Source organism: Microcoleus sp. Pol12B3, assembly GCF_036701355.1.
Taxonomy (GTDB): Bacteria; Cyanobacteriota; Cyanobacteriia; order Cyanobacteriales; family Microcoleaceae; genus Microcoleus.
In genome coordinates, this window is record NZ_JAUBQS010000033.1 from 26403 (window position 1) to 49679 (window position 23277).

At 45.8% G+C, this 23277-nt stretch carries 18 protein-coding genes; 9 read left to right on the forward strand and 9 right to left on the reverse strand.

All coding sequences use genetic code 11. The features are described from left to right. The first annotated feature begins 245 nt into the window (after nt 1-245). Nucleotides 246-2981, forward strand: a complete 2736-nt coding sequence (locus QUA53_RS17605) for a bifunctional acetate--CoA ligase family protein/GNAT family N-acetyltransferase (RefSeq protein WP_333098824.1) — start codon at nt 246-248, stop codon at nt 2979-2981. Between the two features lie 102 nt (nt 2982-3083). Here QUA53_RS17605 and QUA53_RS17610 read toward each other — a convergent pair whose 3' ends face one another. Next, nucleotides 3084-3686 carry a superoxide dismutase gene (locus QUA53_RS17610; RefSeq protein ID WP_333098823.1) on the reverse strand — a complete coding sequence of 201 codons (603 nt, stop codon included), beginning with the start codon at nt 3684-3686 and terminating at the stop codon, nt 3084-3086. Nucleotides 3687-4067: 381 nt separating this feature from the next. Between QUA53_RS17610 and QUA53_RS17615 the strand changes: the two genes are divergently transcribed. Continuing rightward, nucleotides 4068-4607 carry a phosphate-starvation-inducible PsiE family protein gene (locus tag QUA53_RS17615; RefSeq protein WP_333098822.1) on the forward strand — a complete coding sequence of 180 codons (540 nt, stop codon included), beginning with the start codon at nt 4068-4070 and terminating at the stop codon, nt 4605-4607. A 227-nt stretch (nt 4608-4834) separates the two neighbouring features. On the opposite strand, the gene QUA53_RS17620 is transcribed toward QUA53_RS17615, so the two are convergent. Continuing rightward, nucleotides 4835-5386 (reverse strand): peroxiredoxin, encoded by a 552-nt coding sequence (locus QUA53_RS17620; protein WP_333098821.1) that lies wholly within the window; start codon nt 5384-5386, stop codon nt 4835-4837. Nucleotides 5387-5505: 119 nt separating this feature from the next. Between QUA53_RS17620 and QUA53_RS17625 the strand changes: the two genes are divergently transcribed. Further along, nucleotides 5506-6843 carry a peptidylprolyl isomerase gene (locus QUA53_RS17625; protein WP_333098820.1) on the forward strand — a complete coding sequence of 446 codons (1338 nt, stop codon included), beginning with the start codon at nt 5506-5508 and terminating at the stop codon, nt 6841-6843. A 102-nt stretch (nt 6844-6945) separates the two neighbouring features. Here QUA53_RS17625 and QUA53_RS17630 read toward each other — a convergent pair whose 3' ends face one another. Further along, complete coding sequence (locus tag QUA53_RS17630) at nt 6946-7656, reverse strand: tetratricopeptide repeat protein (protein WP_333098818.1); 711 nt, start codon at nt 7654-7656, stop codon at nt 6946-6948. Between the two features lie 605 nt (nt 7657-8261). Between QUA53_RS17630 and QUA53_RS17635 the strand changes: the two genes are divergently transcribed. The 3 genes from QUA53_RS17635 to QUA53_RS17645 all read left to right on the forward strand — a co-directional run bounded on the left by QUA53_RS17635 (nt 8262) and on the right by QUA53_RS17645 (nt 11985). Next, a complete protein-coding gene (locus tag QUA53_RS17635) occupies nt 8262-8966 on the forward strand; it encodes a pentapeptide repeat-containing protein (RefSeq protein ID WP_445304960.1) in 705 nt (234 codons plus the stop codon). 553 nt (nt 8967-9519) lie between these two features. Next, nucleotides 9520-10251 carry a cytochrome c biogenesis protein CcdA gene (locus QUA53_RS17640; RefSeq protein ID WP_333233091.1) on the forward strand — a complete coding sequence of 244 codons (732 nt, stop codon included), beginning with the start codon at nt 9520-9522 and terminating at the stop codon, nt 10249-10251. Between the two features lie 321 nt (nt 10252-10572). Beyond that, complete coding sequence (locus tag QUA53_RS17645) at nt 10573-11985, forward strand: cytochrome c biogenesis protein (RefSeq protein ID WP_333098816.1); 1413 nt, start codon at nt 10573-10575, stop codon at nt 11983-11985. 449 nt (nt 11986-12434) lie between these two features. Here the strand turns inward: QUA53_RS17645 and queF are convergent, their stop codons facing one another. Further along, on the reverse strand, nt 12435-12854 hold the full coding sequence (queF, locus tag QUA53_RS17650; protein WP_333098815.1) for a preQ(1) synthase: 420 nt from the start codon (nt 12852-12854) through the stop codon (nt 12435-12437). 145 nt (nt 12855-12999) lie between these two features. Here queF and QUA53_RS17655 point away from each other — a divergent pair, with 145 nt between their 5' ends. Beyond that, on the forward strand, nt 13000-13596 hold the full coding sequence (locus QUA53_RS17655; protein WP_333098814.1) for a hypothetical protein: 597 nt from the start codon (nt 13000-13002) through the stop codon (nt 13594-13596). 84 nt (nt 13597-13680) lie between these two features. Here QUA53_RS17655 and speD read toward each other — a convergent pair whose 3' ends face one another. The 5 genes from speD to QUA53_RS17680 all read right to left on the reverse strand — a co-directional run bounded on the left by speD (nt 13681) and on the right by QUA53_RS17680 (nt 20170). Next, nucleotides 13681-14103 carry an adenosylmethionine decarboxylase gene (gene speD / locus QUA53_RS17660; protein ID WP_333098812.1) on the reverse strand — a complete coding sequence of 141 codons (423 nt, stop codon included), beginning with the start codon at nt 14101-14103 and terminating at the stop codon, nt 13681-13683. A 367-nt stretch (nt 14104-14470) separates the two neighbouring features. Further along, a complete protein-coding gene (locus tag QUA53_RS17665; RefSeq protein WP_333098811.1) occupies nt 14471-15532 on the reverse strand; it encodes a pentapeptide repeat-containing protein in 1062 nt (353 codons plus the stop codon). A 1487-nt stretch (nt 15533-17019) separates the two neighbouring features. Continuing rightward, entirely contained in the window at nt 17020-18228 is a 1209-nt protein-coding gene (locus tag QUA53_RS17670) for a histidine kinase (RefSeq protein ID WP_333098809.1), read from the reverse strand. A 405-nt stretch (nt 18229-18633) separates the two neighbouring features. After that, nucleotides 18634-19116 carry a BON domain-containing protein gene (locus QUA53_RS17675; protein ID WP_333098807.1) on the reverse strand — a complete coding sequence of 161 codons (483 nt, stop codon included), beginning with the start codon at nt 19114-19116 and terminating at the stop codon, nt 18634-18636. A 499-nt stretch (nt 19117-19615) separates the two neighbouring features. Further along, a complete protein-coding gene (locus QUA53_RS17680) occupies nt 19616-20170 on the reverse strand; it encodes a hypothetical protein (protein WP_333098805.1) in 555 nt (184 codons plus the stop codon). A 69-nt stretch (nt 20171-20239) separates the two neighbouring features. Between QUA53_RS17680 and QUA53_RS17685 the strand changes: the two genes are divergently transcribed. Both QUA53_RS17685 and QUA53_RS17690 read left to right on the forward strand, forming a co-directional pair. Next, nucleotides 20240-21652: an S-layer homology domain-containing protein gene (locus QUA53_RS17685; protein WP_333098802.1), complete on the forward strand. Its 1413-nt coding sequence runs from the start codon at nt 20240-20242 to the stop codon at nt 21650-21652. A 541-nt stretch (nt 21653-22193) separates the two neighbouring features. Next, nucleotides 22194-23132 (forward strand): histidine kinase, encoded by a 939-nt coding sequence (locus QUA53_RS17690; RefSeq protein ID WP_333098800.1) that lies wholly within the window; start codon nt 22194-22196, stop codon nt 23130-23132. The last annotated feature ends 145 nt before the right edge of the window (nt 23133-23277 follow it).

The following is a 23277-nucleotide window of genomic DNA, read 5'->3' on the forward strand; positions in this document are numbered from 1 at the left end:
TTTTGAGGTAGCTCTGACAAAGTGGGATTCCGAACTAACACTTTGACAACGGAAATGTTGTTTAAGTGCGGGTCGGTCGGAAACCCGCAATGAGATTTTTGGTCGCGAACTGCGAAGACCAGAAGAAGAGGAAGAAAAAGCAGAAAAATAGCAGAAAAATAGCAGAAAAATAGTTCGGATTGGATGCGGTAATTGTTATCGAAAGCAGAGCAATATTAATTGCTGATTAATTGAAGTAGGGTATTATGCAGATAAATTCAAGAAATCAAAGCACTGCGAGCGATCCGGCTCACGATATTTGGAAAGAACAGCGTCATCCGCTCGATCGGATTTTTCGGCCTCAGTCCGTGGCTGTAATCGGCGCAACAGAGAGAGAAGGAAGCGTCGGACGTACTCTCCTGTGGAACTTGATTCGGAATCCGTTTGGCGGAACAGTTTTTCCAGTGAATCCGCAGCGCCGCAGCGTCTTGGGGCTCAAGTCTTATCCTGACATTGCTAGCGTCCCGGAAAGAGTGGATCTGGCGGTGATTGCTACGCCTGCTGCTGGGGTGCCGCAAGTGATCCGCGAATGTATCGCTGCTGGGGTGAAAGGAGCAATTATTGTTTCTGCTGGGTTTAAAGAGATTGGTGCGGCTGGGGAGGCTTTAGAACAGCAAGTGATGGCCCAAGCGCGTCAGGGCGGAATGCGGATTATCGGCCCAAATTGCCTCGGCGTGATGAATCCCGTGCTCGGGCTCAATGCTACTTTTGCAAGTACGATCGCCCGTCCGGGTAATGTCGCCTTCATCAGTCAAAGCGGCGCCCTCTGTACTTCGATCCTAGACTGGAGTTTGGGAGAAAATGTCGGTTTTAGCGCTTTTGTGTCGATCGGCTCTATGCTCGATGTCGGTTGGGGCGATCTGATCGAGTATTTCGGGGACGATCCCCACACTCACAGTATCGTTTTGTACATGGAATCTATGGGTGATGCTCGTTCCTTCCTGTCCGCCGCCCGCCCAGTGGCGATCGACAAACCGATCATCATTCTCAAGGTAGGACGTACCGCAGCAGCAGCAGCCGCCGCCGCTTCCCATACGGGAGCTTTGACCGGCAGCGATGACGTGCTTAACGCTGCTTTCCGCCGCTGTGGCGCGCTGCGGGTACATACGATTTCCGATTTGTTCGACATGGCAGAAATTCTGGCCAAGCAACCGCGACCGCAGGGCAACCGACTGTCGATCGTCACTAATGCGGGAGGCCCGGGGGCGATCGCCACTGATGCCTTAATTAGCGACGGCGGTGCCCTGGCAGATTTGGCACCGGAGACGCTGCAGCAGCTTGATGAGTTTTTGCCACCTCAGTGGAGTCATCACAACCCGATCGATATTTTGGGCGATGCTAGTAGCGATCGTTACGCCAAAACTCTAGAAGTGGTCGCTCCCGATCCCAATAGTGACGGATTGCTGGTCATCCTGACGCCACAAGCGATGACAAATCCGACGCAAACCGCAGAAAAACTCAAGTCTTACAGCCAACTCGGAAAGCCCTTATTAGCAAGCTGGATGGGTGGCGTGGAAGTGTCAGCGGGAACGCAAATTCTCAATCAGGCAAATATTCCGACTTTCCCTTATCCCGATACCGCCGTCAGGTTATTCAACTATATGTGGCGGTACACGTACAACCTGCGCGCTATCTACGAAACGCCATCTCTCCCGGCTGATTGCGAAATCGAGACTTCCGGGTGTGCGACTGCTGCGAAGATTTTGACTGCAGCCCGCCAAAACAATCGCACTTTATTAACCGAGTACGAATCAAAACAGTTGCTGGCAGCTTACGGCATTCCCACCGTAGCGACAGAAATTGCAGCGAGTGCGGCCGAAGCTGTGGCAATTGCCGATCGCCTCGGCTATCCTGTGGTGCTAAAACTCCATTCTGAGACGATTACTCACAAAACTGAGGTGGGGGGCGTCCAACTAAATTTAAGCGATGCTAAGGCTGTAATTAGTGCTTTTGAGGGGATATCCGATCGAGTACGGGCGATCGATCCGGCAGCGTTTCTCGGCGTCACCGTGCAGCCGATGGTGCATTTGGAGGGCTACGAATTAATTTTGGGTAGCAGTATCGACCCACAATTTGGGCCGGTGATGCTGTTTGGTTCCGGCGGACAATTAGTGGAAGTCTTTCAAGATCGATCGCTGGCACTTCCGCCTTTAAATACCACCCTAGCGCGGCGGATGATGGAGCAAACGCGCATCTATAAAGCTTTGCAAGGAGTCCGCGGCCGATCGGCAATTGACCTGGTACAACTCGAACAGTTATTAGTTCGTTTCAGTCAACTGATTGTAGAGCAACCTCAAATTGCCGAGATTGATATTAATCCGCTGTTGGTTTCTCCTGAAGGTGCGATCGCTCTTGATGCCCGCGTTGTTCTCCAAACAACAGAAAACACCATTTCACCCGCGATTCGCCCCTATCCTACGCAATACGTTCAAACATGGTCAACTAATGGCGATCGTCCCATCACCATCCGTCCGATTCGCCCAGAAGATGAGCCGCTGATGGTGCTGTTCCACCAAGAACTTTCGGAAGAGAGCGTGTATTTGCGCTACGCTCACATGGTAAAGTTAAAGCACCGCATCGCTCACGAACGTTTGACCCGGATTTGTTTTATTGACTACGATCGGGAAATGCTGTTAGTAGCCGATCGTCAAGACCCGGAAACCTCAGAACACCGGATTTTGGGAGTAGCGCGTCTGAGCAAACTCCACGGCACAAACGAAGCCGAATTTGCCCTCATCGTTAGCGACAGTTATCAGCAGCACGGTTTGGGAACAGAATTATTGAGGCGGCTGCTCCAAATTGGTCAGGAAGAGAAATTACAGGCGATCGTCGGCTACATTCTCAATAGCAACTACAAGATGCAGAGCCTCTGTAAAAAACTAGGATTTGAACTCCAACCAGACCGAAGCGAAGGAATGTTGAAAGCTGTCTTTGTTTGCTAATAGCAAGTTGGGTTAAATAATTCTCATTCATCACAACTAAAGTCCTCACTACAAACTTTATAGGTTTGTAGTGAGGACTAAAGTCCTCAAACTCAGATGCTACTAAGCCGCAGCCAAATTTGCTGCTGCGAAATCCCAGTTAGCCAAATTATCCAAGAAATTAGTAATGTAGTCAGGACGGCGGTTTTGGAAATCCAAATAATAAGCGTGTTCCCACACATCCAAAGTCAGCAACGGAGTTTGGCCGTGTGCTATCGGCGTGTCAGCATTAGCTGTTTTGGTGACTTTCAAAGTGCCGTTGTCTAAAACTAGCCAAGCCCAGCCGCTACCGAACTGAGTTGTCGCAGCAGTCTTGAATTCTTCTTTGAATTTGTCGAAGCTGCCGAAGTCAGCGTTAATTTTGTCAGCTAAAGCTCCTGTCGGAGTGCCGCCGCCGCCCGGTTTGAGGGAATTCCAAAAGAAATTGTGGTTCCAAACTTGACCTGCATTGTTAAAAATGCCTGCTTTGGATGGGTCTTTAGCAGATTCCTTGACAATTTCTTCAAGGGATTTGCTCGCCATTTCAGTCCCTTCAATCAGTTTATTCAGATTGGTCACGTAAGCAGCGTGGTGCTTGTCGTGGTGGAACGAAAACGTGTTGGCCGACATATGAGCTGGTTCTAAGGCGTCAGCGGCGAAGGGTAATGGTGCGAGTTCAAATGCCATTGTGTTCAATCCTCTCTGGATTACTTTGGGTTTTTCGGTTGACTTGGTGGCTGTTGTATGACTAAAGCCGAGAGTCACTAGCTTGAGTTTATCAAGCTGTGGTAAATAATTCTTTACAATTTTCCTATTTTATAGCAGTTGCAGCAGTTTAGGATTTTGAGTTCTGCTTTTCACCAGTCAAATCTACTAATAGCAGGTTTTAAATACCACAAAGTTTGGCAAAATGTCAACCCGCCAGCGCAGTAAATAAAAGTTTGTGGGAAATTGTCAACAGAGGGAATTTTTATAAGGGTGATAAATAAATTAAACCTATTTTTTGTCAAAGATAAGTTCAGATTAACTTAAGCTGTAACTAAGTCAAACAGATTGCAGGAGTAGTCTATGCAAAACCGTTCAAATAACCCGATTAATCACCCCCCGGAATGGTTGAATCTAAAACTAATAGTCACCGCTCTGGAAACTGTTCAAGATTTAATTGTAATTTCTTTGTGTATTGGTTTGTTCTGTTTCATGGTAATCGAGCTGCGAGAAATGTTTTTCTCGCTGCTGCCTCCTTTGAATTTTCAGCAAGTGACGGCAGACATTCTATTTTTATTGGTTTTGGTGGAATTATTTCGGCTGCTAATTATTTACTTGCAAGAGCAGCGCGTTTCGATAGGGGTGGCTGTGGAAGTGTGTATAGTATCTGTTTTGCGAGAAGTCATCGTGCGGGGAGTGCTGGAAACTCCCTGGGTTCAAATATTATCAACAGGCGCATTTTTGCTGGTTTTGGGAGTGTTGTTGGTAGTCCGAGTTTGGTTGCCGCCAACCTTCGAGGGAATTGACCCAGAACGCCGCCTTGCTAGCAGAAATAAAAAACTTTACGACCCTGAATCTTCTGCCGAGCCTGTTGCAGTCAATAGCAAGTTTAATTCTCACTGAGTATGACGGCACAAGCGATTTTAGATTTTAGATTTACTCTGATATTGCTTGTCACGTTACCAGCCATCATTTCCAGTAAAATCAACGGGATAACGTTTGTAGTGAAGACTAAAGTCCTCTGAAAATACAGAGGACTTTAGTCCTCACTACAAATACAAGCTTCATCAACCATGCCCAATTATTAAAATCTAAAATCTAAAATCTAAAATCTAAAATCTAAAATGGTATTACCCGTTAGCCTGCAATTCTCCCAAACGAGCCAACACTTCTTTTGAGTGAATCGCCGGATTAATCTTCACAAAAGTTTCCCGCAAAATGCCTTCAGGGTCAATAATAAAACTGTGGCGCGCCGAGATAAAACTCATCCAAGAACCGTAAGCTTTACTCACTTTACCGTCGGTATCAGCTAACAGCGGAAATTTCAAACCTTCGGAATCGCAAAATTCCGCATGAGAATCGACATCATCCGCGCTAATGCCGATAATTTGAGTATTCTTTGCCAAGTATTTCGGCAAGTCTTGCTGAAATCGACGTGCTTCGATCGTACAACCCGATGTAAAGTCTTTCGGATAGAAATAGACTACCAGCCACTTACCGCGATAATCAGAGAGGGAGACTTGTCCGTCGCCGCTGTTTGTTGGCAAAGAAAACTCCGGCGCTGGTTGATTTACCGTCGGAAGCTTGCCGCCGAGGCCAAATGCAGGTGTGGCAAAATTGAAACTTAGAAAAACTAGACAAATTGCCAATAAAGTGGTAAAAAACTTGCGGCGAGACATCATAAATTTAGAAGTAGAACTGTACTTAAGACAAGTTTACAGTTTTCTGATTAAATGGGTAGGGGCAATTCGTGGATTGCTTCTAAAACCCCAATATCACTTACTCAAATAGCAATTTACCCATGAGCGCTGCACTCCCGTTAACAGGCAAAGCTATAGTAGTCCAGGTAATTAACGGTCAACCCGTTGCGATCGAAGTAGACGGCACTAATGCCCCGATTACTGGAGGAAATTTTGTTGACTTAGTTGAACGCGGCATTTACGACGGGGTGATGTTTCACCGAGTTGTGCGTCAGCCAGATCCTTTTGTGGTGCAAGGAGGCGATCCGCGCAGCAGAGATACGACAATTCCAGCAAGTCAATTGGGAACGGGTAGTTTTATTGACCCGGATACCAATCAGGCGCGTTTTATTCCTTTGGAAATTAAGCCGCAAGGGGCCGCGCAACCTGTTTACAACCAAGTTGTAACCCAGACGCCGCAGTTGCGGCACAATCGCGGGGCCGTGGCAATGGCTCGTTCTAATGCTTTGGATTCGGCTTCTTCGCAGTTTTATTTTGCTTTGGATGATTTGCCATTTTTGGATGGTAATTATGCTGTTTTTGGCAACGTTATTCAAGGTTTTGAAACGGTGAATGCGGTGCAGCAGGGCGATCGCATTTCGACAGCAAAAGTCGTTGGAGGAATCGTCCCTAGTCGGGTTTCTAGCATCATTAGCGATGTTAATGTGCTCAACGATTTAATTAATAGTACCAATTTTGTAAATCTGCCTTTGGGGGCCCTCAGATTGGCCAACACCCCAAACAACTATCAAGTCACTTCCCAAGACTCTCAGCAAAATCCTAACGGTGTAGTGGGAGGTAGCGCAAATGATCGCATCCTCGGTTCACCCACTGATGATGCAATTAATGGCAGCCAAGGCAACGATACCCTCACGGGCGAAGCAGGCGACGACTTTTTGCGAGGCGGCAAAGGTAACGACTCGATTAGCGGCGGTGTTGGCAACGATATTATCAACGGAAATCTCGGCGACGATAATCTCAATGGCGATGCTGGTAATGACTTTTTGCGAGGCGGCAGAGGAAACGATGTTTTAATCGGGGGCGATGGTAACGATATTTTACTTGGCGATGTTGGCAGTGATACTCTGACCGGCGGTGGCGGTACTGATACGTTTGTTCTGGTTACGGGTGAAAATCTGGAGTTGGATGGGTCGAGCGATATAATTCTTGATTTTAGGCCGGGAGATGGCGATCGTATTGGCTTAACCAGCGGTTTATCCAACACCTCCTTCACCCAATCAGGCAGCAACACACTCATTCAATTTGGAGGAGCTACTTTGGCTGTCGTTCAAAATGCCACCCCCGCAGCAGTTCAAAATGCTGCTTTTACAATTAACTTTTCTACTGCTGTCGTTGCCGATAGCTTGCCTTCCAGAGACGCCGCCTTGAGTATTGGCTAACTCTAACAAGACTGAGGCAATAATTATAGGTGTAGGGTGCTTTTCGGTACACATTACCTGATTATCAATTGGCAATTGCCAATTGATAATTACGAAATTAAACTAACACCATAGCTTTGTAATTTGAGAAACTGCCTCTTGATAAGAATCCATTCTCCCCTGCTGCTTAAAAAGCTCAGCCGCCTTTTGGAAATCCTCAAATGCTCCCTGAACCTCTCTCAGTTTATATCTAGTTACTCCTCGGTTGAAGTAAGCTTTAGCAAAATCGCTATCGAGGCGAATTGCTGATTCAAAATCAGCTAGTGCTGCCAGGGAATTCTCCATTTGCAGGTGGATAGCACCTCGGTTAAAATAAGATTGAGCTACATTAGGGTTGAGCAGTAGTGCTGAGGTGTAATCTGCGATCGCCGCAGTATAATCTTTTAAACGAGTCAGCATAAACCCGCGATTGCTGTAATACTTGGCTTGGTAAGGATTGAGTTCGATGGCTGTAGTTAAATCTTCGATCGCCGATTGCTTGTAGCCTAATTTGTAGCGTGCCACACCGCGATCGTGGTAAGCTGACGCGAATTGCGGATTAATGTTAATTGTGGCAGTAAAATTTTTAATAGCGCCGTGCAAGTCTTGTTGTTCTAGATTTTTTAAACCTTGAGTGTAAAACTTTTTGGTACTAATTTTTAAATTTGCCTGTTGTCGGGATTCAGCTTGCTCCCCCGAAAATACGCCAGCAATATTAGTGAATCCCAAAGATTCGATCGAATTGAAAATAGTTGTGACAACTAATTGGGTTGGGAAAAGGGGGATAGTAGGCATGGGAGAAGTGCTGTTCAACTGTATGCTCTTATTTTCCTCCATAGCTGAGCTATTAACAGTGATATCCGCAGTCTCAGGTACGTGATAAGTTTGATGAGAGTGCGTGATGCTGGGGCTTGAGTTGTGTGATGAAAGTTGGGCTTAGTTAGTGATGCCGATCGCAATTAACAAAAATGCCGTCTAGAATCCTTTAAATATAAGGCTTGTAGGCTAGAGGAGCGGTTTCTTTATTCCCATATTGAGGAGTTTATACCAGGATTGTTTGCAGATATGCCCCTGGGGGAGCGATCGCAACTGCCTGCGGCAAGTATTACTTTGTAGCGATATTCCACTGGCAAATCCCGGTCAAACTTGCGGTCATTTTATACCAGGTTTTTAGGAAAAATATTAGTTTGGCAGCGAGGTATCTGTGAATCAACCGGGTTTCTAGCTCAAAGCGCGTCTAAGAGTAGCTAAGTTAAGTTTGTGCCTGCGCCAACCCTGATTAACCTTTCACTACACTAATATTTTTGAGTAATCTTGCTGAGGGAAGTTGCAGATTATTTGCTATGCTTTGATTAGACATCAATAATTTATGACGCAAATTAGTGCCAATGAAAAAAGTTATGAGTTTGAAAACTTTCTTCGCTGCATTGTTAGCGATCGTCCTGTTCACTCTCTACTTAACTCCTCCTGTGATGGCCGCCAATTCGGAGGATTTGAGTCACCTATTAAAAGATAATTGGTGCGTCAGCTTTCTGTGGAAGCAATGCGATTTGAGCACTGTAGATTTGCGGGGCGCTAATCTCCAAGAAGCCAATTTGTCGGGCGCTAATTTGTCGGGCGCTAATTTGTCCGGTGCTAACTTAAAGAATGCGGATCTTTCTGACGCAGACCTCACCGGCGCTAATTTAGCAAATGCTGATATTTTAGGCACGGATCTCAGTCGAGCCAATTTGACCGAAGCTAATTTCAACGGCACGAAGTTGTGGGATGCTAATCTGACTTTGGCAAATCTGAGCCGCGCCAATTTACAAGATGCTAATGTCTTAGATTCTCGGCTTTGGGGAAGCAATCTTACCCAAGCTAATTTAATGGATGCGACGCTACACGGTGCTGACTTGCAATATGCTAATTTGGCAGACACTAATTTAACAGGTGCTGACTTGCACAGCTTCTTTTTCCGAGGTTCCAAACAAATCACAAATTTGAGCAATGCTAATTTAGAAGGCGCTATTTTAACGGGCGCAAATCTCAGAGGTGCGGTGCTAGCAGGGGCAATAATGCCGGACGGGTCTATTAATGAAGAAAGTGGCTTTAATTTACAGTAGAGTAAAATTAAAGTCTGCTTGAATAATTTCAACAACAGGCTTTAGGGCTGATTTCGCAGTCAATGAATTATCTGGTGCAATAGGCTGCGCCCGTTGCCAACAGCTTGTTGAAGATGCTGTCAAGATATCAATTTAAATCAGGGTGCGATCGACCTTTTAACTCCCAAGCTGCGCCCGTGGCCCATAGCTTGTTGAGGATGCTGTCAAGATATCAATTCAAACCAGGGTGCGATCGACCTTTTAACTCCGAACCAGTAAATAAAATCTTAAATCTCAAACCGAACCTGCGCGCATCTGTTACAATTTTCAACAAAGCCCGAACAGCCCCGAAGCTGAAGGCACCTGCCTAGGGATACAAGCCCCCGCCAGGAGTCGTCAACAGCAAAAATATTAGATATTTAGTTTAAGCTCCCAGATTTATCTATAGAGGCTCTTTAAAATAGAAAATCGACTGTGGAGTCAATCTAAAATCTAAAATCTAAAGTCTAAAATCGCTCTGCTGTAGAGTCAATCTAAAATCTAAAATCTAAAATCTCAAATCTCAAATCGACTGATGGAAACCCTGCAAACTCAACTTTACGAACTAGCACAATTTGCTAATAATTTAGTAAATACTCAACTGACAAACCTCAGTTTAGTCAGCGTCGGAGTCATCTTTCTGGCAGGGTTGCTAACGAGCTTAACGCCCTGTATGCTTTCCATGTTACCGATCACGATCGGCTACATCGGTGGATACGAAGCAAAAAGTCGCCTGCAAGCTGCAGCCCAGTCTGCGTGGTTTTCTCTGGGATTAGCCACCACCCTTGCGGGTTTAGGTATTGTAGCATCATTTGCCGGACAAGTGTACGGCAAAATTGGCCTGGGTTTGCCGATTCTTGTCAGCATTATTGCTATTCTAATGGGGCTGAATTTACTCGAAGCTTTACCCTTACAAATGCCGTCTTTTGACGCTGTGGGGTGGGTGCCGAAAGATTTGCCCGCAGGCGTGCGATCGTACTTATTGGGCTTAACTTTTGGTTTGGTAGCGTCTCCCTGCAGCACGCCTGTTTTAGCTACACTCTTAGCTTGGGTTTCCAAAACGGGAGATACAGTTTTAGGTGGTGTGCTGCTGCTGTTTTATGCTGCTGGCTACGTCGCTCCGCTGATTATAGCAGGGACTTTCACTGCTAGCATTAAAAAGTTGTTAGAATTACGTCGGTGGTCGAGTTGGATTACTCCTGTTAGCGGCGTTTTGCTAGTAGGATTTGGCGTGTTCTCTCTGCTTTCCCGCATCCTTCCCGCTTAAGTTTAGTAGTAAGGAGTTCAGTCTTTATTTAAAGATATAGCAATCTCTACTGAATGCGTGAATTAAGTTTTTTTTAACGAACCGCGAAGACTCGAATAACACGAAGGAAGGAAGGAAGGAAGGAAGGAAGGAAGAAAAGAGAAAGAATTCAAAATTGATTGAGACTTGCTCGATAAAAATAATAATATTTTATTCATTTTTTGTTTTTCCCTCCTCTTTCTTCTTTCTCCCTTATTCCATCCGTTACATCCGTTACATCCGTTGCCGAACTTCCTTCCATCCGTTACAAAATCCGTTGCCGAACTTTCTTCATAATTACCAATGACATCAAAAGAAGTATTTCTATCAAAGCTCTCAAACTGGGCGACAGCCCCTCAAAAGTTTTTCAAGCGAGAAATCTTGCCGGTGCTAGCAGATTTGCGGCTGGCAATTATCTTGCTGCTGGCGATCGCATTTTTCAGCATTTCTGGCACTGTCATCGAACAAGGTCAATCAGTACCATTTTACCAATCTAACTATCCAGAACACCCCGCTTTGTTCGGCTTTCTAACTTGGAAAGTTGTGCTAATTGCAGGACTAGACCACGTATACCGGACTTGGTGGTTTTTGTCAATCCTAATTTTGTTCGGCAGCAGCTTAACAGCTTGTACATTTACCCGACAATTTCCCGCATTAAAAGCCGCCCGCCGCTGGAAATTTTATGAAGAACCAAAGCAGTTTCAAAAATTAGCTCTCAGTGCTGAATTAGAAACAGTTACTTTAAGTTCGTTAGAACCACTTTTGCACCAAAAAAACTACCGCATATTTCGAGAAGGCGAAAAAATTTATGCTCGCAAGGGAATAATTGGTAAAATCGGTCCGATTATTGTTCACGCCAGTATGCTAATTATTTTAGCTGGGTCGATGTGGGGCGCGATGACGGGATTTCTCGGTCAAGAAATGGTTCCCAGCGGTGAAAAATTTCAGGTGCAGAATATCCTGGATGCGGGGCCTTGGGCGGGGCCGCAAATACCGAAGGATTGGTCGATGCGAGTTAATCGGTTTTGGATTGATTATACTCCCGAGGGTGGTATCGACCAATTTTACTCTGACCTGTCAGTTTTGGACAAAACAGGCCAAGAGGTCGATCGCAAAACCATTCATGTTAACCAGCCCCTCAGATACCGGGGAGTCACTTTTTATCAAGCAGATTGGGCAATATCCGCCCTGCGAGTTCGCCTCAACAAAAGCCCGGTTTTACAATTGCCAATGGCTCAGTTAGACACTCAAGGTAAAGGTCGAATTTGGGGTGCTTGGATTCCCACAAAACCAGATTTGAGTGCGGGAGTTTCTCTGCTAGCAAAAGACTTGCAAGGAACGATGTTAGTGTACGGTACGGATGGCAAATTGTTAACTACAGTTCGCGCGGGGACGGCGGTAGAAGTTAACGGAGTCATGCTGACAATTGACGAAGTTGTAGGCAGTACGGGATTGCAAATTAAAGCCGATCCAGGAATTCCAATAGTTTATACTGGCTTCGGGTTGCTAATGCTCAGCGTGCTGATGAGCTATCTGTCTCACTCGCAAATTTGGGCTTTGGAAAAAAACGGCAAACTCTACATCGGCGGGCGCACGAATCGTGCCCAGGTAAGTTTTGAAAGAGAAGTTGTGGAGATTTTGGACAAGTTGGCAGAATCGAAAACAACAGAGGAAAAAAGTACGATCGCCCCGACTTCTGTTGCAAGTCAAAGCTAACCGTAGGGTGCGCTAGGCGCACCTTACACCAACGATAAATATCAAAAAGATTAGTTGAGTTTGTAGGGTGCGCCTTGCCAGATTTGTTGAGGTGATCAATGTGAACCGGAGAAAAAGCAGAAAACCGCTATTTCACTTTCCGAGTTTTCAAATTTCAAGTAATGAAAATTTCTATACTGAGCTTTGGTTTACAAAATCCAAATGCTGAAACGCCTGTCTATCGGTACTCTCCGGTGGGTAAAAAACTCAACCTACGCGCAGTACACGCCCTACCAACTACGAGATTTTAAGCGTTTGAGGGAATTTTTGACTACATTGAGAGGGCTGCCCTGACGCACTCTACAATTACTTACTAATTTTAACAATTTTATTGCTTAAAACCCTTGTGGGGTGAGCTTCGACGCCGCCCCACAATTAAATCTCAATGCCACAACAGCTTAATACCTACCCTACTTCTGGTGCGACACCTCAATCACAGTGTGCACGTTCCCCCGCGGCGAAAAATCTCCCTTAATCGTCGCTTCCAGCGGCGCGCAAGCTGCCACAAAATCGTCTAAAATTTGATTAATCGATTCTTCGTGAGAAATGTAGCGATCGCGATAACTGTTAATGTACAGTTTCAGCGCCTTTAACTCTACCACCCGCTCGTCGGGTACATAAGTAACGTGAATTGTCGCAAAATCTGGATAGCCAGAAAATGGACACTTGCAAGTAAACTCCGGCAAAGTAATGTTAATAGAGTAGCGCCGCCCGACTCGCGGATTCGGGAAAGTAATTAACTCCCCTTCCAATATCTGGCGTTCGCCGTATTTCATTTCCTCGGTGCTTGACTTTTGCGACATACTTTGTTCGGTGGCGTAGTTGTTCATAGCGATTGACTAATAACTTGTAACATTAAATTAAATTTACGTTCAATGTTTGTAACAAATATCTTGACGAATTGTGTTGCGATCGATCTAATTGCAAATACTCTCAGGCTAAACTAAAACAAGTTAACCCTCGCCATCTACAATTATGCAAAATACTACCTTATCTGACAATACTTCCCCTGAAAACTCAAATAGTTACTCTCCATCGGTACCAATTTCCCTTTATCGAGAAGTCACGGCAGAGCTGCAAGCAGCCCAAGCGATGGTGGACTCCCTCAAAACCCACAATCAGCAATTAGTCCAACAAAATCAACAACTGCGGCGAGAAGTAGAAACAGTAGTTCAAGTATCCCAACAGTTACAGCAAGTAGTCAACTCTGCTCAGAGTGTCACCCAGACAGGGATGCCTCAGATGCCCTCAGTCAAATTCAATTTCAGCATTGAACCTCCGCCCCCAGCACCTGCCACCTCGCGGACTAACTCTACGGTACCTCAACCACCTCAGACAGTGGCTTTCCCCTTCCCACTACCGGAACCGGAGCCAAAAGGCTCCCCGATGCCGCAGCCACTTCCAGAAAAATTATTTACAGAGGTGCCGGAAACTCCTTACCGTGTGATATCTCAACCCAAAAAAACCTCAGACTTAAGCGGATTGTGGTTGGCGATCGCGATTTTTCTGATTGTCATTGCAGCTTTCGGCGCAGGTTATTTAGTTGTCCGCCCTTTATTAATGAAAAAGTAAATTCCAACAAGAATCCCACGGCTCAAGCCGTGGGATTTTAAACAAAACCTAGCATAAAATATTCAAAGTTACGCTAATTGGCCATCATGCTCGGGCGGCACTCGTTTCTACTGAACGAGGCGCATACTGCTCTTCACAAGCAGAACCTACGATGCCCACCCCTGGCTCGAAACCGCGCGTAAACTCAGTGAGTTTTACCTGTTTAGCTTCCAAAGCTGTCTGTAGCACCTTCATGGCTCGGTGAGGGTCGCCGGCTCCGCAGAAAAATAAGTCTGCAGCAAAATAACCGTGTTCAGGCCAAGTATGGATTGCTATATGAGACTCTGCCAAAGTAGCAGTAGCTGTCACTCCGTGAGGACTAAACTGGTGTACGCACAAATCGATGAGAGTAGCTCCTCCGGCTTCGATCGCATCGAGTATGGCGCGGCGGATACGTTCAGGATCGTTGAGCAGGTCTCCAGGAGACTGCCAAGCATCAGCGACCAGATGGGTTCCCAATTGTTTCATTCTGCGGGGTTTTACCTCTAACTCACAATGTCTCAAACCTTTTGACGATAGCACGGTGTCCAGAAATTTTCAAGTAAATTCCAAAAATATTTCAAAAATAGCGGCGATCGCGAGGATATCAGGGTTTTTTGGGGCGCTCTGACCCCGATCGAGTTCGGGTTGAGTTCGATTTGAGTTCGATATTTCCTGCCAAAATCGGCTTTCGGTAGAATGCGGTTAAAGCCCAACCGCTTTAATCAGCTCGTGGCGATGGAAAAGGCTAGAAAGCAGGAAGGGCCAGCACTCTTGGCACAGCCCCTACATAAACCGGGTTTCTCGGTGTTCGATTTTTTGAAGTTGAGCCACTTAATTATGGTTAGTCAACTCATCAATCCCGGCTGTGAGTAGCTCCATTGGGCAAAATCGCCCCGCCCAAAGCTGCTTCATTCAAGTTAGCAACATTCAAGCTCGCCCCAATCAAATTAGCCTCCGACAAATTAGTTCCTGTCAAATTCGCCCCGGTCAGAGAACTCAGCAGCAAACCCGCTCCCGATAAATTGGCGTGACTCAAATTCGCCCCCCGCAAATCCGCTTCCAGCAAGCTAGCACCTGCCAAATTCGCACCGCTCAAATTAGCTCCCCGCAAAGAAGCTTTGTTTAAATTCGCAGCCCTCAAATCAGCATTGTGCAGAATCAAACCATTCAAATTTGCTTTGCTCAAATTAGCTCCCTGCAAATCGGCACCGCTCAAATTAGAGCCATTTAGATTGGCGGATTGTAAGTCAGCACCGCTCAAGTCAGCTCCGCTCAAATTAGCAGCGCAAATAGAAGCCTCCCGCAGACTTGCTTCGCTCAAACTAGCCCCAACCAAATTGACACCGCTGAGATTTCCGCGATTGAGATAAGCCCTAGTTAAAGTTGCTCCGCTCAGGTTCGCCCCGTTCAAATCTACCTCGCTGAGAATCGCTCTAGTCAGATTAGCTCTGCTTAAATCAACCCCGCTCATAATTGCTCGGCTCAGCGTCGCCCCGCTCAAATTAGCCTCAGTTAGTTTCGAGCCGCTTAGCAAACAAGCTCCTACTAAACTCGCTCCCGTCATCACAGCTTTGCTCAAGTCAGCCTGAGACAATATTGCTCCGCTGAGATTTGCCCCGCTAAAATCTGCGGCGATCGCCACAGTTCCAGTTAAACTAGAACTCCCCAGATTAGCTTCAATTAATTTCGCCTTAGACAAATTAGCCCCGCTCAAGTCGGCGGCGTTTAAATTAGATCCAATCAGTTTGCTTCTAATTAAGTTAGCACCTTTCAAATTAGCGCTGCTCAAATTTGTTCTACTGAGATTAGCTTCACTCAAATGAGCTGCAATGAGGTTGGTACCTCGAAAATCTCGTTCCCCGTTTCTATGTCTAATTAAAAGTTCATCGGCACTTAAAATTTCAGTGAAATTCATAAAAAAATTGAGTGAGTTTCCTTAATTTCTCGATGTTCTATGTTGTGTGAAAGTTTGTACTATCGTGTTTGCCAGTCAGTTTTTTAAACTAATACTGCCACATTAACAATTGTCAAAACTGCTTGATTCCTACCATCACCCTGCTCACTTAGTTATAATTTACGAAAATAAACCGGGTTCTGGTATAATCTGAGTTTGGCTAGCGCGGAAGTTATGAAAAAATCGCGTTTCTCGCCGCCTGTAAGTCCTGTAAGTATTATTTTGCTAGTAATTAGTTAGTTGTTAATGGTTAGTTGTTAATGGTTAGTTGTATTTATACTAACTGGTAACAACTAAATATTACCTGCTAACTCTTTACCAAAATACCGAGAAGTTGTCGATCGATCTTGTCAAGGTCGATCGAATATTTGGATTATTGCTGGCGGCATCCGCGCGGCCTTCTCACCCGAAAATTTGCCAGTACAGGCGATCGAATTTATGAGTGCAATCAAGAAAGAAGATATCCGAGCTTCAACGCCTAATGCCTTCTAAATAAGTGCTTTCTACCTTCGAGTAACCCGGACGGCAGCACCAGGCCAGCTCAGCTAGTGTCACCTCCCCCCACTGTGCTCCGTGCCAGTGAAAACCAACAGGGAGGCTTCCCTCGGAGTGCTGAGCGAATCGCCGGCGAAGCAAGCAATACGCTGTGCTGAGCCTGAGATTGCGCGAAAAAATGGATCGCGAGTCGTTCCCGTATTCCCGCGCTGCTGTGCTTGCTGTTAATGTTTTCTCGATCCATGAGCGCTTGCGGTTCTAATTTACAGAACTCTCGACACCAGACGCGCTCCCGGACATAAAAGCTGTTCCTGGGCTTCTCAAATGTTTCTCTGAGGCATTCCCAGAAAAACTGTATTCATGCCGCAGGTCTTGCCAACAGCAATTGGGCTGCTACAGCCAAGCAATGACCAGCCTAAGTCTTGCGGGAAGGCGACGACAATATTATTCTAATAGCTGCCGACCACTGCATGCCGTACTCGGCGCGCGGGACTGGCTACTTCACCTGTATAAGTTGCTGAAATTAGCTACCCATAATTAAAGATAGTCGCTCTTTGACTAACTGGGCAATATCTGTGGTAATTTAGGTCATTAAATTTGATAATACTGCGGGGTTTAAAATCGAGCAGTAGTGAGTGTTACAGACTAAAAAACCGCTGCGGATTTCTGCTGTTAAAATTCAGGGAGCCGATCGATCCTCCGGCGCAAAGCCGAGCTCACGGACTGGGACCCTAATCAAAATTAAACTTTTGACAGGTGGCTTTTTTAAGTTCCCAGAACAAAACAAAAGCCGGCTTTCAGATAAAAAGCCGACTTTTGAGATAATTTTACCGACGAAGCGTAAAACCGCTAGCTCGCCGATGTTGGTTGGATCGCTTTCGACAATCCGAGTCCGGGAGTGCGACTACCCTGCAGAAAGTAGAAACAATACCCAAACAAAGTCTGAATTATTATTAAATCCGACGGTGGCCGGTGATGCCCTGATTGGGATCGTAAATATCAGCCGTGGTATCAACACCGGGAGTGCCAGGAGCGCCGTAATCAGCCCGAGAAGTATCTACGCTGGGATAGTCGTAGGTGTTCCAATGTTGAATACCTCCGCGACTCAGAATGCTTTCGGCTTGAGCGACTTCTGTTTCGCTGCCGTCAACCAGTACCAAGTAATCTCCTCTCGCTACGCGATCGTTGTATGCTCTAGCTTCCTCTTCGGGAATTCCCATACCGACTAAAGCTCCGATCAAGCCGCCTGCTGCTGCACCCAAAGCCGTACCGGCAAGTGTAGTGGCGATCGCCGTAGCTGAGGCTCCTGCCAGCATAATCGGCCCGATTCCCGGAATTGCCACTAGGCCCAGACCTACCAACAAGCCTGTCAAACCGCCCAAAGTACCACCTGTGAGTGCGCCCTTTGTGGCTCCTTCATCGGATTTGTTGTCCGCGCTGTCATGCACGTCAATGCCTGCGATGTCTCCTTTCGAGTCAGCATCCTTAGCGATGACCGAAACCCGATTCATGTCGAAACCGGCAGTTCTCAGTTCTCCCAGTGCGTGTTCCGTCTCGCGGCGGGTTGAAAATACTCCCACCGCGCGCTTCTGGCGACCCGAAGCTCTGCGACCGGTGTCTGCCGGCACATCGTAAATGCCCCAATCCTGAATGCCCCGCACGCTCATAATTCCTTCGGCTGTGGCAAGTTCGGCATCTGTTCCTTCTACGAATACCAAATATTCTCCGCGCGAGACGCGATCGTTATAAACTTTAGCTTTTTCTTCGGGAACTCCCAAGCCGACCAAACCGCCGACCAAACCGCCTGCTGCAGCCCCAATCGCGCCTCCGACCACAGTATCTGCCAGCAGAGTTGCGATCGCACCCCCTGCCATCACCGGACCCACTCCGGGAATCGCTAGCGCTCCAATGCTTCCGAGTAACCCAATCAAACCGCCCGTCACTGCTCCCGCTGTCGCGCCTGCTTTGGCACCACCGCCCACTTTCTCGTCGGTACCCTTACCAGCGGTAGCGCCCGCAATTTCGTTGCGATCGAGATTTTCCCCAACTACCGAAACTTTATTCATCGGAAACCCGGTACTTTGTAGCTCCTTCAGGGCTAGTTCCGTATCTCGGTAAGTAGAAAATGCTCCTACAGCTCGCTTGTGTTGACCTAAAGCCATTTTCTTTCTCCTGCAAAATATACTACTTTTTCACAACCACAGAATTTATGCTCTGCTTGCTGCCATCAATCACATTTAGTCATTCTTTCCCAACAATTTTCATCGGTCGCTGGGAATAACCTCTGTCTCTATCTTCAGGCTGGTTTCCAACTAATTCTCCGGGATGGGAAATCGGAAATTAGGAAGGGGAAAGTGTAGGTCTTGCGGGAGTTTTGAGTTCATGAATTTTAACTTCAATTTAAACTCTTTAACTTAAAACCACGCTCTCCCTATAGAGTTAACTAAGCGTTGCGATCCGCTGCGAAAGCAATCTTACAATGCCAAACTTTACCCTCTACCCTCAGACTTCTCTCCTAGAGAACTACATCTTTTTCCCTTCTTTTCCTCGGACTTCTTCCTTCACATTTATTGATTGCTGCTAGGCGATGCGGATGCAGCGGGGGCGACAACAGCGGTAACATTGACCTGTTTAACACCCTTAATCTCTTTAGCTAGTGGCTCAATTTTAGCTAAATCAGTTTGATTGGGAACTGTGCCACCTACGGTGACAACCCCGTCTTTTGCATCAACAGTTAGCTGACCTTTAGTGATGTTTACTTCTAACTTGGAGCGCACTTCACTTTGGAGGTCGCCATCGGCTCTTACAGCATCGCCACCCGTCACATTGTTGCGCTGTTCTCTGGCCCTGATATCAGAATTTGCTTGATTTTTGCGAATATCGCTCGTTGCGTCACCCTGAGTTTTTTGAACTGTCTCCGCTGGGGGCGGGCTGGTGGTATTTTCTGTGGTAGAATTAGGAGCATCAGCGCTAGTTTTAGCCCCTTCGCTGCAAGCAGCAGCTCCAAATAACAGGATGCCGCTGAGGAGAATGGGTGTTAGTTTGTTCATAATATGTTAATACCCTCCGGGTAAGCTTTCGATGAGCCTGACTTCCTTGACTTCACTTCCTTGACTTCGTTGAGCCAGATGGGAGCCAGATGGGAGCCAGATGGAGCAAGAGAGCATCTTTGCTTGTGCTTTCTGCGATTTAAAAATCCTTATATCAAATATATAAATTTGAGGAAGTATCTACATCGCTCCACAGGTGTAAAATTTATCTATTCCGTTAGATAGAGTACAAAAAATAAAATAAGGTCTTAAGTCACATTTAAATTAATGAGTTCTGAGCGCATTATTCCTCAGAAACTCGGTTGATGCCGAAATTTTTCTTTGCTCAGGTCACTTTTTTCCTAGACAACAAGTTGAAAAGCGTAAGTTTTATTAATAAATTCGATCGCCAATCCCAACTAATTTTTCTCTATTCCCTGGAACCTGTGACTTATTCCCTCAACCTCTCTCCATTAAATATGTTAAATTTCCTACACTACTCATTGCCAAACTTCCTGCTTCAAAACAAACGAAAAGAGTCGAGAAATTTTTGAGCATTTTCTGGTTCTGGGGTAGTGGCAACCAGGCCGTAAACGCGCGTTTCCACCAAAAAAACTTGACCTACACCTACGGGTTCACTGGGGGAAAGCGGCTGAAACTCAAATTCTTTTCCGGGATAGCCTCCGAGGGAAATATCCCGCACCTGCAAAACTTTAGCATTCGCTGCCACGACGAAAAAATCAACGGCATTGTTTAAAGTAATTCTGGTATTATTGATATTATTGTTCCTCAGCCTAAAATCAAGGTCAAAGTATTGAAGCAAATAAGTTTCTTTGTTTTTTAAGTTCGATCGGTATGTATGAGCAATAATTTGATTTGAAAAAGTTTCGGAATTAATTTTGGGATTTGCGGGCATATCGATCGCAAACTGACCCATCGCCGAGCAAAATGGCTGCCACTCTGGCGTCTGAATTTCTGCCCGCAGCGGGGCTGGTTGAGATGCAGCGGGACGGGCAAACTTGACAGGGTATGAAACTAATGTAGCAGTAACTAGAAGTAAATACAGAAATTTCATTTGGGTAAAAATTATATATGCCCGATCGATCTGCGCTAGCCTAGAAATATATCTGCAAAGGGGCGATTTATGCTGAATATTATATTTACTCAACGGCAAGGCAAATCTCCAGGTCGATCTAAAACCAATAAAACCAATATACTCGCTGCTGTAAATACTTGGCTGGCTGTGTGTCTGTTGGCTGCTGTCACAGCTTGTGCAAACAGCCCCAACAGCAAGGCCCTCGAAGAATCATTAGCCGCCGATCCCACATTAAAACAAAACCCAGTAGTTTTCTCTTCCCCGCCACCAGCGACAGCAATTGAGACAAACTCTACCGCCAAACTTCCTCCCGATTTCCCGACAGAGATTCCACTCTATCCTAATGCTGAGTTAATAGAAGTTGGTGGGCAAACCGATCCGTCGCAAAAAAATGTGCGGCTGCGCTGGGAAAGCACTGATCCTGTTAATTCGGTTCAGAACTTTTACTCCACAGAGTTTGGGCGTCGCAACTGGGAAATAGTCAGCCGCCCCACCGCCGAGGGACAAGGTTCTTTGGTAGCAACGCGAGATAATTTACGGGTAACTGTGTCGCTTTCTCCTACTCAGAAAGTAGGGGGTTCTACAGAATTTGCGATCGACTACAGCAAAGAAAGCCCCGAAATTGCCGCCAGTCCGCAACCTAACAATTCCGAGTCTAGCGCATCTCCAACCGCTTCACCAACTCCATCTAATTCAGAAAGAACTACTCCAACGCCATCCGCCTCGCCAAAATCAGCACAAGTTAGCCAACTAGATACCCAAATTCCTCAACAGTTGCGGCAGTATGTAGCTGATTTAAGTCAGTTGGAAGTGCTGAAAGTGCGATCCTCTCCGAGCGCTTCGCTAACGACAGAAAGTGCTAATTTAGAAACAGCCAGCACTTTGCCCAAACCCAACAAAATTGTCACTCGCCGCGAATACGCCCGCTGGTTAGTAGCAGCTAACAATCAGATTTATGCTAGCCGTCAAGCCAAACAAATTAGATTAGCAGTAGACTCTAGCGAACCAGCCTTTTCTGACGTACCCAAAACAGACCCCGATTTTTCAGCAATTCAAGGTTTAGCAGAAGCCGGTGTAATTCCGAGTTCGCTTTCGGGTGAAAGTAAAGATGTGAAATTTCGCCCCGATGCACCTTTAACTCGCGAAACAATGATTCTCTGGAAAGTGCCTTTAGATAGTCGTCAAGTTTTACCGACAGCTAACATTGACGGAGTGAAAGAAAAGTGGGGTTTTCAAGATGCTTCTAAGATTGATTCCCAGGCATCGCGGGCAGTTTTAGCTGATTTTAACAATGGAGATTTGGCGAATATTCGCCGCGTTTTTGGTTTTACTACTCTGTTTCAGCCGAAGAAAGCCGTGACTCGCGCCGAAGCTGCTGCTAGTTTGTGGTATTTTGGCGTTCAAGATCAGGGATTGTCTGCTAAAGATGCCCTGGAAGCAAAGTCTCAACCAGCTCAATAGAGTTGTTTAGGGTGGTTAAAAGTTTTGAACACACCCTCTACTTACCAATACCCAGGAAACTGGGTTTTTTCTCTGTAAGCAAACCCGGTTTCTGCGTCCAAGACTGCCGAAATTTTACCAATTTTTGATTAATCGGCGTGCGATCGCGCGCCACAAAAATTGCAGCTTGAGTTTCTAGGAGTTCGGTGAATATGGCTTACCCAGAAACCGACTTTTATCTACGAAAATGCCCTGTAAAACGCGAGGCATATCCGGTGAAAAACTCCGTTTCTTTAATTTCTTTAGGAGAGTTGTCATTAAAATTTTTTTTAATGATTGTACATCTGCTTTTCTGTCCTTGTCGCCTACCCTAGGAAATAGATTTTTTTTTGCTTTAATCTTAATTTCTGTATCCTGCCAGACAAGCGCTGCATTTGGCGGGCTAATTTTATACATATTTTCACTAACACTTTGTTCAAAACTCTCAGTAGGATTCCGGATGCCGTAGCGGCCTTAACGATAAATGAACAAGAGTGTTTGAGCTCTTGGAGAGCATTTTTTCATGTACGATATTACCTTATTTACCCCGCAAGACATGGCTAAATGCAGCTTAGTCCTGCGCCACTTAGGTAGAAATACTGCTAGTATGGAAGCCACCAGCCAGAAGATTGTTAACTATATTTACCAACATTTTTGCGATTCGCAAACTGGAGAAAATAGCTGTGCCTTAGTGCGTTTGTTCAAAACTCATCCCTACCGGGAATTAGAAGACTCATTGCAACAATCCGCCCGCCACTTGATGAAGGGCAATTCCCCCGCCGCCGACATGAAATGTTGGACTCTGCTAGCAGCCGCAGGCACAGAACCGCAGTGGAATTCTCGGCACACAGCAGCAGAAAATAGAGCTATTCCATTAGTTAGCACAAAATTAGTGGCTCAAATGCCGGCGATTTCGGAAATAATCCGGCAGTTTGGTTTAGACATTCCTACATTCCTCGGAAGTGAGCCAGAAAGGTTCCTGCAATTAGAGCCGGCAGTATTAAATATTTTTTATGTATCAGAGGCAAAAGGCAGCCCCTTTATTCCTGAGCAAAATTCTTTAATTATTCCCTACAATGTCAAGTCTGTCTTGGGATTTGGGGGACTTCTGCCGTCAGGAAGTTTGTTTGCGGTAGTGATGTTCCTGAAAGTTAAAATTTCCCAACGCAGGGCTGAAATGTTTAAAGATTTGGCACTTAGTGTCAAAACAGCATTGTTCCTTCCCGACGAAAAGAGTGTTTTTGAATATTCAGAAAAGCATACAACCTTTCTTACAAATAACAATAATTGCGAAACCCAATTACTGGAATATCAAGTGGCTACTCTGATGCAATTGCTGGACTTTTCAGAACAAGAAATGCTGAGACAAGCCGCTCAGTTTCAACAGATTATTGACAATTTACAGCAAGAACTTGCCGAACACAAAAATAAGGAACAAGCTTGGAAAATAAGCCAAAGTTAATTTACAGGCATCCTCAATATTCCCAATGATGCTACTTTGCAAGTCGAGGAAAATCACGAAATTCAGCGTTTTAATCAAGGGGAAGAACAGATTTAAACTAAGGTCTGTGTTTAGCAACCCGGTTTATCCATGAAACCGAGTTGTT